10 protein-coding genes and 1 tRNA gene are annotated in these 13,698 nt (G+C 57.6%); 3 read left to right on the top strand and 8 right to left on the bottom strand.

Annotation, left to right across the window (positions count from 1 at the left end; genetic code table 11):
* Entirely contained in the window at positions 1-2,448 is a 2,448-nt protein-coding gene (gene pgaA / locus ACLH1I_RS19185; protein WP_198079885.1) for a poly-beta-1,6 N-acetyl-D-glucosamine export porin PgaA, read from the bottom strand.
* Positions 2,449-3,081: 633 nt separating this feature from the next.
* On the opposite strand from pgaA, the gene ACLH1I_RS19180 reads away from it, so the two are divergent.
* Together ACLH1I_RS19180 and ACLH1I_RS19175 are read left to right on the top strand one after the other, a co-directional pair.
* On the top strand, positions 3,082-3,648 hold the full coding sequence (locus ACLH1I_RS19180) for a helix-turn-helix transcriptional regulator (RefSeq protein WP_004206400.1): 567 nt from the start codon (positions 3,082-3,084) through the stop codon (positions 3,646-3,648).
* A gap of 245 nt (positions 3,649-3,893) precedes the next feature.
* Complete coding sequence (locus ACLH1I_RS19175) at positions 3,894-4,250, top strand: PerC family transcriptional regulator (RefSeq protein WP_305961458.1); 357 nt, start codon at positions 3,894-3,896, stop codon at positions 4,248-4,250.
* A 579-nt stretch (positions 4,251-4,829) separates the two neighbouring features.
* On the opposite strand, the gene ACLH1I_RS19170 is transcribed toward ACLH1I_RS19175, so the two are convergent.
* The 7 genes from ACLH1I_RS19170 to aspA form a co-directional block, all read right to left on the bottom strand.
* Positions 4,830-4,905, bottom strand: a tRNA-Phe gene (locus ACLH1I_RS19170).
* Between the two features lie 115 nt (positions 4,906-5,020).
* Positions 5,021-7,108 carry a DUF1176 domain-containing protein gene (locus tag ACLH1I_RS19165; protein ID WP_032456872.1) on the bottom strand — a complete coding sequence of 696 codons (2,088 nt, stop codon included), beginning with the start codon at positions 7,106-7,108 and terminating at the stop codon, positions 5,021-5,023.
* Between the two features lie 67 nt (positions 7,109-7,175).
* Positions 7,176-7,751: a transcriptional regulator gene (locus ACLH1I_RS19160; protein WP_032429251.1), complete on the bottom strand. Its 576-nt coding sequence runs from the start codon at positions 7,749-7,751 to the stop codon at positions 7,176-7,178.
* A gap of 35 nt (positions 7,752-7,786) precedes the next feature.
* Positions 7,787-9,583: a protein-disulfide reductase DsbD gene (locus ACLH1I_RS19155; protein WP_198079887.1), complete on the bottom strand. Its 1,797-nt coding sequence runs from the start codon at positions 9,581-9,583 to the stop codon at positions 7,787-7,789.
* Entirely contained in the window at positions 9,559-9,882 is a 324-nt protein-coding gene (cutA, locus tag ACLH1I_RS19150) for a divalent cation tolerance protein CutA (RefSeq protein WP_004206404.1), read from the bottom strand. Before cutA ends, ACLH1I_RS19155 begins: the two co-directional genes overlap by 25 nt.
* A 124-nt stretch (positions 9,883-10,006) precedes the next feature.
* On the bottom strand, positions 10,007-11,308 hold the full coding sequence (locus ACLH1I_RS19145; RefSeq protein ID WP_017900073.1) for an anaerobic C4-dicarboxylate transporter: 1,302 nt from the start codon (positions 11,306-11,308) through the stop codon (positions 10,007-10,009).
* Positions 11,309-11,422: 114 nt separating this feature from the next.
* Entirely contained in the window at positions 11,423-12,859 is a 1,437-nt protein-coding gene (gene aspA / locus ACLH1I_RS19140; protein WP_002885424.1) for an aspartate ammonia-lyase, read from the bottom strand.
* A gap of 336 nt (positions 12,860-13,195) precedes the next feature.
* Here aspA and ACLH1I_RS19135 point away from each other — a divergent pair, with 336 nt between their 5' ends.
* Complete coding sequence (locus ACLH1I_RS19135; protein WP_004206407.1) at positions 13,196-13,672, top strand: FxsA family protein; 477 nt, start codon at positions 13,196-13,198, stop codon at positions 13,670-13,672.
* The last annotated feature ends 26 nt before the right edge of the window (positions 13,673-13,698 follow it).

Genomic DNA, 13,698 nt, shown 5'->3' with positions numbered 1-13,698 from the left:
TTAAAACCGTATGTTTGCATCAACAGTGATGGCGAGGTTGTTTTCACGTTTACCGTCGTAGGGGCGTTTGTCCCAGTTCAGCATCACCCCGGCGTCGACGAGGTTGTTCCAGCGTAGACGCTGGCCGTAGCCCAGCGTCGTTATCGCGCCGGCGGCGTGATTTTTTTGCCAGTAGCTGCCGCCGCCGGCGAGCAGCTGCTGACTCCAGACGGTGTCATACCGCTGGTAAAGCGTGTGATCGACGGTCAGCGCTGCGGTGGCCGCGAGGTCGCGGGCCGGACTGTAATACGCGGTGTCAGTGCGGCTATTGGCGCTGGCCGCCAGACCGGGCTGCAGATCCAGCGTTAACCACGGCGTCTGCCAGAGGCGCTCTTTACCAGAGAGGGTGTACTCCTGACGACGGTTGTGGTCGGTAAAGCGGCTGGCGGCCACGCTGACGCGGTACTCCCGGCGCTCGTTTTGATACCATCGCAGCCAGCCTTCGCCGCGGTTGGCGCTGACGCCGTTGCGTAACGCGCGCAGCGGCGTCTGCTGCGAAATCCGCTCCAGCTCGCCGCCCAGCTGCCAGCGATCGTTGACGTCGTGCGCGGCGGAAAGGCGGATGCCGGGCTTATTCTCGCCGTGAAAATTGACGCTGGAGAGTTCAAGTTCTCCCCAGGCGTCGCGCGGGCGCCATTCAATACCGGCGAACAGCTGGCGACGGCTGCCTGTCCCCTCTTCAAAATTGCCTTTGGCAAAGCGGTGGCCGCCAAACAACCGCCAGCTGTCGGCTATCGGCGGGCTGTAGATCGCCGTCTCAAAACTGAGGTCGTGGGTACCGCTCACCGGGTTGTCGGAATGCAGCCCTTTGCCAACGCTCAGGCGCAGCTCGGAGAAATGATGGACTTCGCGGGCTTTGGCCAGGCGTTGGGTATTCAGATCCCGTGGCGAGCGGGCGATAACGTCGTCGGTCAGCAGATCCATCTGCCGCCACTCCTGCAGATCGAGAGCGACCCAGGCCTGCTGGCGCTCCAGCTGCAGGCTGGCGGGCTCCAGGGCTTCCGCCGCTTTCAACTGGCGTTCGGCAGCCCGCGGCAGCCCTCTGTCCTGCAGCACGGCGGCATAGTCGATCTGCAGCCCCTGGTTGCCGGGGGCCGTCGCCGCCAGGCGCTGCATGCGGGCTTCGGCCTGCGGCAGGGCGTTGGTGGCGGAAAGATAGTGCACGTTAAGCGTCTGCGCGGTGAGCCAGTCGTCGTTCGGCTGGGGCGTCGGCGAGCCGTAGAGATGACGAATATAGGGTGCATTCCGGGTGAGTCTGGCGACATACCGTTGCGCCGCTGGGTACTGAGCGATGTCCAGCAGGGCGTAGAAAAGCTCATGTTCTTCATTCTGTTGGCTTGTCAACCACGAGGGATGCTGATGAATGAGCGTCAACGCAGGTTCAATCTGCTTGAGGGCGATATAAGAGGAGATGACCCAGCCGATGGCCCAGTCGGGAACCACCTGCTGCTGCGCGAGCAGGCTTTGGTATTCGCGGATGATCTGCGCGTAGTCTGCGTTGGCGTACAGCGCGCCCAGACGGTCAATGCGCGCCCGGGTGATGTCCGGGGCGGCCTGCGGATCGGGACGCCAGGCGGCGATCATCGCGTCGTATTGCGCCAGTGCCGTGCGGGCCAGCGCGTAACGCGCATTTTCTTCACGGGAAGGCGTATCGGCAAGGCGCACCAGCTCGGCGGCGGCGTTCAGCTGCAGGTTGCGCTTTTCCGCGGGCGTCAGTTCGACGCTATTCGCGAGGCCGAAGGCGGGTGAGTCGATCCGGTTGCGGGTCAGGGTCGCCATCAGGCTGGCCAGCGCGGCTTTGTTCTGCGGTTCGCGATCGAGGATCTGCGTGTCCACCAGCAGCTGGTCCCAGCTTTTGCCAAGCCGCAGGTAGACATAAGAGAGGGTCTGCAGGTGAGCCACGCTCGCCTGCTCCGCCACCAGGCGACGCGCTTCGCTGAGCGCCTCGCCGTCCTTGCGGGCATCGGCCAGCGTCTTGATATAGCCGATACGATAGTCGTCACTGTCAGGGGACTGGCTGAGAGCCTGCTGCCAGAGGAGGAGCGAGGCTTGCCACTGTTTCTGGTTGCGCAAAGCCTGCGCGGCGGCGGCGGTGCCCCGTGCGGGAAGCGGCATATAGACCTGATAGCGTCGCCAGATTTTCACGACCTCATCGTCCTGGCCGGCCCAGAGGGCTACCTGCAGCCAGTCGGCTACCTGAGAAGGGGTTAACGCATGCCGTAGCTGGTACTGCTGAAGATATGAGAGAAAGGGGGCGTACTGGCCCTGACGCGCTTGCAGGATCTGCTGGTCATAGAGCGAGTCCGCTCCCTGAACCAGCGTCGGGAAGAGCAAAAGCACGCCGATTGATAGCGAGAGTTTCGTGTTGCGATTAAACAATAACGTATTTGAATAAGGTGATCTTTCCATTTCTATTTGCCATATGTTCATCAAGAATCCATTGCACAACACGACCGTCCTTTGACGGTGAGTTAAAGGATGAGGATGGTCCCATTTAGCTGACTGGCACTGCGGGTGAATGACTTATTGCAAACTAATAAACCTATCTCCTGTGGATAATTGAATGGATAATTTATACCCGATACCGCGGCGGATAAATATGGTTAAATGACGAGCTGCGTTTTAAGATAAATCTGTAAAAATGGTTTAATTCGAATCGCCATGTTGAAGTCAATGTCTTTAACTTACTGAAATAAATAAAAAATGAAGCTGGCTGGAATTTTGTTTCAAATTTTCCTGGTGGCTTATATTGCTGTGAGGGGAAAGATTTTATATAGATATTTAAGATGATTTCTGACAAAAATTCTTAATAGCAAAAAAAGCATCTTTTCTGTGGGATTTTTTTATTTATAATTAATCCGTTTATTTTCTGTCCGAACCCTGGGAGGTTTTTCACAGCCAGATTCAGATGCCGCGCTAATGATAAATCACAGATCTCGTTATTTTTACCGCCATGCGGAGCGATCCACAGGGGCAAGGATAATGTCTGGTTGACGAGAATTTGTTGATTAAATGTTAAAGGGACGACTTGTGGCAAATTCAATGATATTAGTTACCCAGGATCACTATCTTTTTCAAGGTGTTAAGAATTTCTTCCCTGATATCATTCAGTTAGATTCTAGCGGAAAAGCGATTTTAGATAATGAGGTTGATGAACTCTCTCTGCTGGTTGATAGCCGTTCGCCGCTTTGTCATTACGATTATCTGGTGATGGAGGCGGCACAATCCAGAAAGCGAATATGCTGTATTGTCCTCGATATGCGCCATCGGGAAGAGCATTTACTCAGCCTGAAATCGTTTTTAAACATGTCATTATCACCCGCCGATATGGCGACCTTATTTGGGCTTTTCCTGGAGATGAAGAGTAATCGGCTGACCAAAGAGTGGTTCGACAATCTGCGCTTAAGTATGACAGAGCAGCTGATGCTGCGTTTTCTTGGGGCGGGGATGACAATGGAGGAGGTGGCGTTGAATCTTAATACTTCGCTAAAAAGCCTTTACCGCAAGCGGACCGCACTTTATGAACGACTGGGGTTAGATAATTTTAATGAAGCCTGCTTATTTATCTTCAAAAATAAACTGCTGGACCAGTCCGGTCGATCGCCATGAGGGCTGGTTGTACAGGAAATGGGTGATATCGCAAGGTATGTAATGATGGAAATGTAATAAATTAAATAGATATTGATAGGTACAACCGTCGATACCGGTCGGTATCCAGGGTGGCGCCCGGCATATAATTCCGGAGCTCTTTGGAAGTAATTACCGCCATGGCGGTTTGCTATGCACAGCGATTATTATAATGAATATATTCCTTGCGCCGCAGAGGAATAGTTTTGTCATAAATTAACTTTACCATGGTATTCCGGCTCACGTGTCGGAATACCATGAGATATCGTGAAAGCATCAGAGGAGCGAGGTGGATGAGAATAAGGGACAGTATTGCGGAGCGGTTAGAAGCCTGCGGGCTCTACCGTCGGGCGGCATCCAGATGGATTGAGGTGATGCAGCGTTGTCTGGACGATGAGGACCGAGAGTGGATCCGTCACCATCGCAATCAGTGTCTGAAAAAGGCGCAACGTCCGCCGGCGCCGAAAGAGGAGTTTGCCGATCTCCACCAGGCGGCTAAAGAGACGCAATATCGCATGGGCATTGCTAAGCCTTATGGCGAAGCGTTCAGACTACCCGGCAAAGGGAAAACCGCCGCCGAATAATACCTTTCTTTATTGCGTTTGCCTGACGGCCTGCGTTTGCGCAGGCGTTTCATTGTCCGTAGGCCCACGCAAGCGCAGCGCCGCCTGGCGATATGCATCAGACGCCGTACCCGCGGTTGTGCCGGATGGCGGCATAAATGCCTTATCCGGCCTACGGGTCCTCCCGCAGGCTCAAACAGCGTAGGCCCACGCAAGCGCAGCGCCGCCTGGCGATATACATCAGACGCCGTACCCGCGGTTATGCCGGATGGCGGCATAAATGCCTTATCCGGCCTACGGGTCCTCCCGCAGGCTCAAACAGCGTAGGCCCGCGCAAGCGCAGCGCCGCTTGGCAGGGATCATAGAGTGGAGTTCGATGGAGAGTCCGGCTGCAGAAAAGCAAAAACCCAGCCATAGGCTGGGTTCTCTGAATAAGTGGTGCCCGGACTCGGACTAACGCCGCAGGCGTTGAACAGCGCGCGTGTCGCGCTGGCCCCGAAGGGGTGAGCCGCTGTGCGGCGAATAATCGAACGCAGTTCGATGAAGAGTCCGGATGTAGAAAAGCAAAAACCCAGCCATAGGCTGGGTTCTCTGAATAAGTGGTGCCCGGACTCGGAATCGAACCAAGGACACGGGGATTTTCAATCCCCTGCTCTACCGACTGAGCTATCCGGGCAACGGGGCGCATTAAACCGTAATCCGCCCACCCCGTCAACCAAATTTCTTAAATTACTTGTCGATTGCTTATCTTTGCGGCAATTCCGCGTTCAAAGGCGCATTTTGACTCAATATCACTGCATGCCGTTATCACCTTGACGGCTTTTCCAGCCGCTGGTGACGGAGATAACGTGACGCAACCCGGAAATCAGGTAATCACCAATCACCTCTTCATCTTCCCGCGGCGAGCTCAGCGTGATTTCCGCATCCACGCCGTGACGATAGGCGCCATGATGGCTGAAAATGGTGCCGATATAACATTTTCCGTTCAGCCACACCGGAATATAGGCCACCGTCTCATAGATATAGTTGACGGCAACGCCGCTGTAGTAGTTGTCCGCCTCGTCGGCGGAGGTGCCGGGCGGAATGGGGCAGATCGGTGCATCGTTGTCGCTGGCGGGCTTATCTTTCAGCAGGTTGCCCTGCATAACCTCCAGCGAGCGCAGCAGATCCGCTTTATCGCCGTCGCTCAGGCTGGGGGTCAGCGGTTGGTCTTTCTCCGGGGAGCGGATGCTGTTCAGCGTATAGCGATAGCGAACCGTCACCGCGGGCGTCTGGCTGGCGGTGCTGAACGGGCGCAGCAGGTAGAGATTATCTTCGCCAAACTGGCCGTTGTACCACAGGGCATACACCTGGCCGTTGATTTTGACCCAGTGGTTCCACTGGTTAGCCCCGCGGCCATTAATGGAAAAGAGGGCGCCGGGCACCCCGGCATCGAAATCGTCGCCATTATCACTGTCGCTACCGTCGACGGCGGCAAAATCATCCTCGCCGCGCCGGAGCACCCCGGTGTAGCTGAAGAGCCCGGTGCCGCCCACGTAGCTGTCGATGATCAGATCGCGTTTGCCGTCGCCGTCGAGGTCGATAAGCGTAAAGCTGACTTTGCCGTTTTCTGAATCTGCGCTAATTGCGGAGCGCAGAAACGCCTGCCACTCGTCATCGCTGATATCCGGGGACGGTTTGCTGGTCGTCACCAGGCTGTCATCGGCGTAAGTGAGGGTGAAGTCGGTAATATGGCCGGTTAACGGAAACTGCTCGGCGACCCGGTTCAGCGCCAGTTCGGGATCGCTTTTTTGCGCCTTCAGCACCGCGTTATACAGCGTTCGCAGGGCCAGGTTATCCGCCTCTTTCTGCTGCTTCGGGATCACCTGGCTGACAAAGGTCGGCAGCATCCAGGTACCGCCCGGGGTGATTTCCCGGCACATACCGGTGCTGTACTTCAGGCTGGGAACGAAGGTCTTACCCTCCCAGACCCGAGTCTCGCCGGTTACGCAGTCGGCCATGCCCCGCTCTTTATGCAGGAAGACCAGCGTGCCGTTGGCGTAGCTGGAGGCCTCGGTAGTGAGCAGCCGCGGTTTGCTCAACTGGGCGTTATCGACCAGCCACAGGGCATAGCCGTCGTTATAGGGCGCTCGCCAGCAGAGCGCCTGCGCCAGCGAATGGGTTTTATCCAGCGCGGTAAGGGTAATCTGGCGCTCTGCCGCCGGAATGGCCGGGTTCTGCCAGTCTTCACAGCGCTGATTCAGCAGCGGCGTCAGGGAGGGCAATAGCTTCTGGCGCTGGAGCATGTTTAGCGGTACAGGCTGCGCGTTGTGGATCACCGGCGCGGCGATGATTTCCGGGGCGGGGGCGGCGGGCAAAATGGCGTCGTCGCCCGCATCGCCTTTATCCAGCAGCGCATCGGCGGTGCCGGTTCGTCGCTGAAACGCATCCATTTTACGCAGCACTTCGCGGCTGCCAGCGCTGGAAAGCAGCATGTGCTGGCCGTTAAGGGCGAATTCGATTTTACGCTGGTTCGCCAGGGCCTGCAGCACGGCGGATGTCTGATCGCTGTCCAGACGGAAGTGGCTGTCATCCACGGCATCCAGCGAGCCGAGGTCCCGGTCGTCGATCAGCAGGCTGGCGGTGGAGTCGGCGGGGATATCGTGTTCGATCTGCGCGAAGGTGACCGTGGCGGTGGGATGCTGTTCGCTGCCCGCGTTGCGGGTCAACAGCACGCTAACCTCGCCCATGCGGTCGCCGTAACCCGCCGCCCGGCAGGTGCCGGTGTTATCGCAGGCGAGCTCCCAGTCTTTTTGCGCAAAGGAAAAACCTTGCAGGGGAGCCGCCAGCAGGGGCGTAGAACACAGCCCCAGCCAGACAGCCCAGAAGAACGCGCGCATATCAATCCCTGTCAGCAATCAGTGAGGGGGAAATTATAGGCGCGACATGGCGGTTAGGATATCAGAATCAGGTTAATGCCCCGCCCATACGGCACTGGGCGAAGCGCAGAATATCTTCTGCCAGCCGCCGCGCCGTATCGACATCCGTCTGGCTACGTTTGATCAGCAGACGGCTCAGACAGCCCTCGACAATCAGCTCCATCTGCTTGGCGACCATTTCCGGATCATCCACCTCCAGCTGGGTCAGCAGCTCATGGGTGTAGGCCAGCGAAGCCTGCTTCTGCTGTTCCGCCAGCTGGTGAATCGGGTGCTGGGCATCCGGATAGAAGGTGCAGGCGGCGATAAACAAACAGCCGGGGTAACGCTGATTGCTGACGCAGGTGGTGAGCGCGCTATAGCGTGCTAGCAGCTTTTGCTCTGCGCTTAAGGTGTCGTCCAGCAGCAGCTGACGGCGCCAGGCATCCACCTGGTGGCTCAGATAGCGAAGCGCGTCATACAGCAGCGCTTCACGATCGGGCCAGAAGCGTTTCAGGTCGCTCGTCGGACAGGACACGCGCTCAGCGACCATCTCCAGCGACGTGTTGGCGATACCTTCAATTTCAAGAATTTTAATGGCTTCTGCCAGGACGTCTTCACGCAGCACGGTGTTCTCCTCCATCTTTCCTCCTAAAGTGTCGCTCACGCTTGCCAATCGCGCAAATGGGCGCTGAATGCCGCAGCATCCATAAAGCCGGTGACTCGCCGGTCGGGCTGTTCCTGACCCTGCGCGTTGAAGAACAGGATCGTCGGCAGACCGAGCACCTGCAGGCGCTTCAGCAGCGCGGCGTCTTGCGGATTGTTCTTCGTCACATCAACCTGTAATAACACGACGCCTTTCAGCGCCTGCTGCACGTCAGGTGAGCTAAAGGTGTATTTTTCAAACTCTTTGCAGGCCACGCACCAGTCGGCGTAGAGATCGAGCATCACCGGCTGACCTTTTGCCTGCGCCAGCGCCCGGTCAAGCTCGGCCACCGAGCTGACGCGGGTGAAGGCCAAGTGCGCCTGCTGCTCGAGCGCCGGGGCGCCAAACGCCCAGTCCTGCAGGGGACGGGCGCTGACCAGCGCGGCGGCAAGAAGAATGATTTGCACCAGCCGCATCCACGGCCGGGTGGCGCCCAGCGAGGTGATAAACGCCCAGCTGAAGAAGGCGATACCGAGCATTGACCACAGACGTAATCCCCACTGGTCGCCGAGTATGCGCTCCAGCAGGAAAACGGGCAGAGCCAGGATCACGAACCCGAAGGCGGTCTTCACATGGCCCATCCATGGCCCGCTCTTCGGCAGCAGACGGTTGCCAAACACGGTGACGAGGATCAACGGCAGGCCCATGCCCAGCGCGTAGAGGTACAACGTGCCGCCGCCCAGCCACAGATTACCGCTCTGGGCGATATATAACAGGATGGCGCTCAGCGGCGCGGTGGTGCAGGGGGAGCAGATCAGCCCGGCAATAGCGCCCATCGCAAAGACTCCGCCGGGCGATCCGCCCTGGCGTTTATTGCTGAGCAGCGCCAGCCGCGTCTGCAGCGAGGAGGGCAGCTGCAGCGTAAACAGGCCGAACATGGAGAGGGCCAACAGTATAAACACCGCCGACAGACCCACCAGCACATACGGGTGCTGCAGGGCCGCCTGGAACTGCAGCCCGGCGGCGGCCACCACCAGCCCCAGCGCGGTGTAGGTTAAGGCCATCCCCTGGACATAAATAAAGGCCAGCAGCAGGGCGCGCGCGGTGGAAAGCCGCTGTTTGCCGCCCAGCACGATGCCGGAAATCAGCGGGTACATCGGCAGCACGCAGGGGGTGAAGGCGATACCAATGCCTATCAGCAGCGCCCACAGGGCGGTGAAAGGCAGGCGGGCGGGGGCGTCAGCTGGCGGCGCAGAGGCAGGCGCAGGTGAAGTGGCGATCTCCGGGGACGGACGCGGCTCAACCGGCAGCGGCGGGTTGAACACCGGACGACTGCTCGTCGGCGGCGCAGGGTCAATGGTGGACGCCTGGCCATCTGCCGAAGCCGCCAGCACGGCGCTCAGCGGGATCACTTTGGTCTCCGGCGGATAACAGAATCCGGCATCGGCGCAGCCCTGCCAGGTGACGGTGAGAGTGGCGTCTTTGTCCGCCTGCTTCACCGTGACCGGAACGGTCAGGCGCTGGCGAAAGATCTCGCTTTTGCCGTAAAACTCATCCTCGTGCCACTCGCCCGCCGGCAGTGCCGGTTCGTCGAGAGTCGCCCCGGCGGCGCGGAAGGTAAACTGTTGACGATAAAGATAATAACCATCCTTGATTTGCCAGCTCAGGTTGAGGTCATGCTGTTGCTGCTGAAAGTCAAAGGCGAAGGCCTGGTCAGCAGGCACGAAGTTCGAGCGCCCCGGTGCGTCGAATAACCCGGCGGTGGCTGACGCGCTGCACAGCAGCAGGATCAGCGTAATGATGCGGTAAGCCATGAGAGGTAATCGTTGTCTCCATACGTGACGGGCAGAACCAGCAGTTCAGGGGTTTGATACGGGTGGTGAGACTTCAGGCAGTCCAGCAGCGCCTGCTGATGGGCAAGATCGGTTTTGAGCAGCATCTGAACTTCATACTCCTGCTCCAGCTTCCCTTCCCAGTAATAGAGCGAGGTGGCCCCCGGCAGGAGCGTGGCGCAGGCGGCCAGCTTTTCCGCCAGCGCTTTCGCCGCCAGATCCTGGGCGGTTGCTTCATCCGGCGCGGTACAGAGCACAACAACAGCATCAGGCGTAGTCATCATGAACCTCGTATCAGCGAAAAGAGGCACTATAGCATGCAAGATGCGGGGATATTAGCGTCACGAGCGGGGAATGGGAGGGAAACGGGCAGCGGGCCCGCGCGGGGCCCGCTGCCGACGGCATTTACAGCATAATCCCGCCGAAGATGAAACCCAGGATCACGCACAGGGTGATAGCGATAACGCCGGGGATCAGGAAGGCGTGGTTAAAGACATATTTACCAATGCGGGTTGAGCCGGTGTCGTCCATCTCCACCGCCGCCAGCAGGGTCGGGTAGGTGGGCAGGACGAACAGCGCCGAGACCGCGGCAAAGGAGGCAATCGCCGTCAGCGGGCTGACGCCCAGCAGCAGCGCGGCGGGCATCAGCGCTTTGGTGGTGGCCGCCTGCGAGTAGAGCAGCGTGGCGGCGAAGAACAGCACCACCGCCAGCAGCCACGGGTAGTTTTGCAGCAAGTCGCCGGCCACGGCCTGGATGTCGCTGATATGCGCTTTAACGAAGGTATCCCCCAGCCAGGCGACGCCGAGCACGCAGACGCAAGCGCTCATCCCGGACTTAAAGGTACTGGCATTGAGCACTTCGCCGGTGTCGATTTTGCAGGTGATGCTGATCAGGGTGGCGATGGTCAGCATAAACACCACGATCGCCTCGTTACGCGGTAGTACAGGGTTTTTGATCAGGCCGACGGTATCACTGATGGCCGTAGCGTAGAACATCACCGCCACGATGCCGATCAGAAACAGCAGAACGGAACGTTTGGCGTGCGGCTTCAGTTCAAATACCTGGCTGCCGCGTAGACTGACTTCACCCTTGGCCAGCCGCTCCTGGTAAACAGGATCGTCTTTCAGCTCGCAGCCGAGGAAGTTGCAGACGATAGCGGTGAGCATTACCGCCAGCAGGGTGACCGGAATACAGATGGCCAACAGCATCAGGTAGCTAACGCCCAGCGGCTCCAGGATCCCGGCAAAGAACACCACCGCGGCGGAGATAGGCGAAGCGGTGATCGCTATCTGGGAGGCCACCACCGCAATCGACAGCGGACGGGACGGACGGATGCCTTGCTCTTTGGCCACTTCGGTGATCACCGGCAGCGTGGAGAAGGCGGTATGGCCAGTGCCGGCGAGCACGGTCATAAACCAGGTCACCAGCGGGGCAAGGAAGGTAATATATTTCGGGTGGCGACGCAGCATCCGTTCGGCGAGGCTGACGAGGTAATCCATCCCGCCTGCGACCTGCATGGCGGCGATAGCGGCAATCACCGCCATAATGATTTCAATAACGTCGAAGGGGATCGCACCCGGTTTAATTTGAAAAATAAGCGTCAGGACAAGGACGCCAAGGCCACCGGCAAAGCCGATACCGATGCCGCCGAGCCGGGCGCCGAGATAAATCGCCAGCAGGACAATAACCAGTTCTGCACCAAACATATATGCCTTCCTTGTTTTTTAACAAGTTGATATTGGATTGTTGTATTTTAGTAAAACTAAAAAGCAAAAAGGCATGTCATCGCTGACATGCCTTTGAATGACTATCCGGAAAGATTACTGTTCGCTTTCATCGGTATAACGCTTCGCTTTATAAGCAGGATGCATCAGGTTTTGCGCGGAGAAAATGTCATCCAGCTCCGCCGCCGTCAGCAGCCCACGCTCCAGCACCACTTCCCGCACGCTCTTCCCGGTTTCGGCGCAGATCTTGCCGACGATATCGCCATTGTGGTGGCCGATAAACGGGTTGAGGTAAGTAACGATACCGATGGAGTTATAGACGTAACCTTCGCACACCGCTTTGTTGGCGGTAATGCCGTTGACGCATTTCTCCAGCAGGTTGTAGCAGGCGTTGGTCAGAATATGGATAGATTCGAACATCGCCTGGCCGATCACTGGCTCCATTACGTTCAGCTGCAGCTGCCCGGCTTCGGAGGCCATGGTTACTGTGGTGTCGTTGCCGATCACTTTAAAGCAGACCTGGTTGACCACCTCCGGCACCACAGGGTTAACCTTCGCCGGCATAATAGAAGAACCAGCCTGCAGCTCAGGCAGGTTGATTTCGTTGAGGCCCGCGCGCGGTCCGGAAGAGAGCAGGCGCAGGTCGTTACAGATCTTGGACAGTTTCACCGCCAGGCGTTTCAGCGAGCTGTGGACCATGACGTACGCCCCGCAGTCCGAGGTGGCTTCAATCAAGTCTTCCGCCGGAACGACCGGGAGGTTGCTCACTTCCGCCAGCTTCTGTACCGCCAGCTGTTGATAACCGTCCGGGGTGTTGAGACGTGTGCCGATGGCGGTTGCGCCAAGGTTCACCTCCAGCAGCAGCTCCGCGGTGCGCAGAATGCTTTTGGTCTCTTCATTGAGCAGCACATTGAAGGCATGGAACTCCTGGCCGAGGGTCATCGGCACCGCGTCCTGCAGCTGAGTGCGGCCCATCTTGAGGATGTCCTGGAATTCTACGGCTTTCGCCTGGAAACCTTCGCCCAGTTGCTTAATCGCATCGATTAGTTTGAGGATGGAGGCATACACCGCGATGCGGAACCCGGTCGGGTAGGCATCGTTGGTGGACTGACATTTGTTAACGTGATCGTTTGGGTTCAGATACTGGTATTCACCTTTCTGGTGACCCATCAGCTCGAGGCCGATGTTCGCCAGGACTTCGTTGGTGTTCATGTTTACGGAAGTGCCGGCCCCGCCCTGGAAGACATCGACCGGGAACTGGTCCATGCATTTGCCGTTATTCAGGACTTCGTCACAGGCGGCGATAATCGCATTTGCCGCGCTTTTGGGAATGGTCTGCAGCTCCTTGTTTGCCAGCGCCGCGGCTTTCTTCACCATTACCATGCCGCGCACGAATTCTGGTATGTCGCTGATTTTGCTGTTGCTAATGTAGAAGTTTTCAATCGCTCGCAGAGTATGAACGCCGTAGTAAGCGTCCGCGGGAACTTCCCTGGTGCCCAACAGATCTTCTTCGATACGAATGTTGTTTAACATGTGAACCTTCTTTTCAAGCTGCCAATGAATTCACCAAATACACAGAATATCCAGTATTCAGTATATTTTCTGGCCGACGATTATTTCCTTAACCGGCCCGGTGCCCAAGATCATATGCTGATGATAGCGAATATCAGTAAGCTTGATCACTTATTACATCGCGGGTGTGAGAAGATTTATTAATCTGTGAAATGGGTCACCGCTTTCCTATTCCTGGAAAAAATAAGCATTTCCGCTGATTGAAAAGCCGCTCAGCATCCCCATCTTAGTGGGATGCAATCAGCAAATTATAACTACGGGGGCCGAACTCGGTGCCTGTCGATGAAGGAGACGCCGGTGCGTTGGATTCCGTTTATTGCCTTTTTTCTTTACGTGTACATTGAGATATCGATCTTTATCCAGGTCGCGCACGTGCTGGGCGTCTTTATGACGCTGATCCTGGTGATCTTTAGCTCGGTGGTGGGGATGTCGCTGGTGCGTAACCAGGGCTTCAAAAACTTCCTGCTGATGCAGCAGAAGATGGCCGCGGGCGAGAGCCCGGCGGCGGAGATGATCAAAAGCGTCTCGCTCATTATCGCTGGCCTGCTGCTGTTGATCCCGGGGTTCTTTACCGATTTCCTCGGCCTGCTGCTGCTTTTGCCCCCGGTGCAGAAGCACCTGACGATGAAGCTGATGCCGCATTTGCGCTTCAGCCGGATGCCGGGCGGCGGCTTCAGCGCCGGGACTGGCGGTGGAGAGACCTTCGAAGGGGAATTCCAGCGCAAGGACGAACAGCGCGACCGTCTGGACCATAAGGACGATCGCCGCGATTAACTTTTATCGGCCCGGTCAGCAGACGC

Origin of the sequence: Klebsiella sp. 1SOBk10mer (assembly GCF_046602535.1) — a bacterium.
GTDB classification, from domain to species: domain Bacteria; phylum Pseudomonadota; class Gammaproteobacteria; order Enterobacterales; family Enterobacteriaceae; genus Klebsiella; species Klebsiella quasipneumoniae.
This window is presented reverse-complemented; position numbering and strand designations above follow the sequence as displayed.

What these genes read in the sequence shown, in the direction of transcription:
- ACLH1I_RS19175 (WP_305961458.1), top strand. Translation starts at nt 3,894, where the DNA reads ATGGTATTCCGGCTCACGTGTCGGAATACCATGAGATATCGTGAAAGC.
- ACLH1I_RS19165 (WP_032456872.1), bottom strand. Translation starts at nt 7,108, where the DNA reads ATGCGCGCGTTCTTCTGGGCTGTCTGGCTGGGGCTGTGTTCTACGCCC.
- cutA (WP_004206404.1), bottom strand. Translation starts at nt 9,882, where the DNA reads ATGACTACGCCTGATGCTGTTGTTGTGCTCTGTACCGCGCCGGATGAA.
- pgaA (WP_198079885.1), bottom strand. Translation starts at nt 2,448, where the DNA reads ATGGAAAGATCACCTTATTCAAATACGTTATTGTTTAATCGCAACACG.
- aspA (WP_002885424.1), bottom strand. Translation starts at nt 12,859, where the DNA reads ATGTTAAACAACATTCGTATCGAAGAAGATCTGTTGGGCACCAGGGAA.
- ACLH1I_RS19145 (WP_017900073.1), bottom strand. Translation starts at nt 11,308, where the DNA reads ATGTTTGGTGCAGAACTGGTTATTGTCCTGCTGGCGATTTATCTCGGC.
- ACLH1I_RS19155 (WP_198079887.1), bottom strand. Translation starts at nt 9,583, where the DNA reads ATGGCTTACCGCATCATTACGCTGATCCTGCTGCTGTGCAGCGCGTCA.
- ACLH1I_RS19180 (WP_004206400.1), top strand. Translation starts at nt 3,082, where the DNA reads ATGATATTAGTTACCCAGGATCACTATCTTTTTCAAGGTGTTAAGAAT.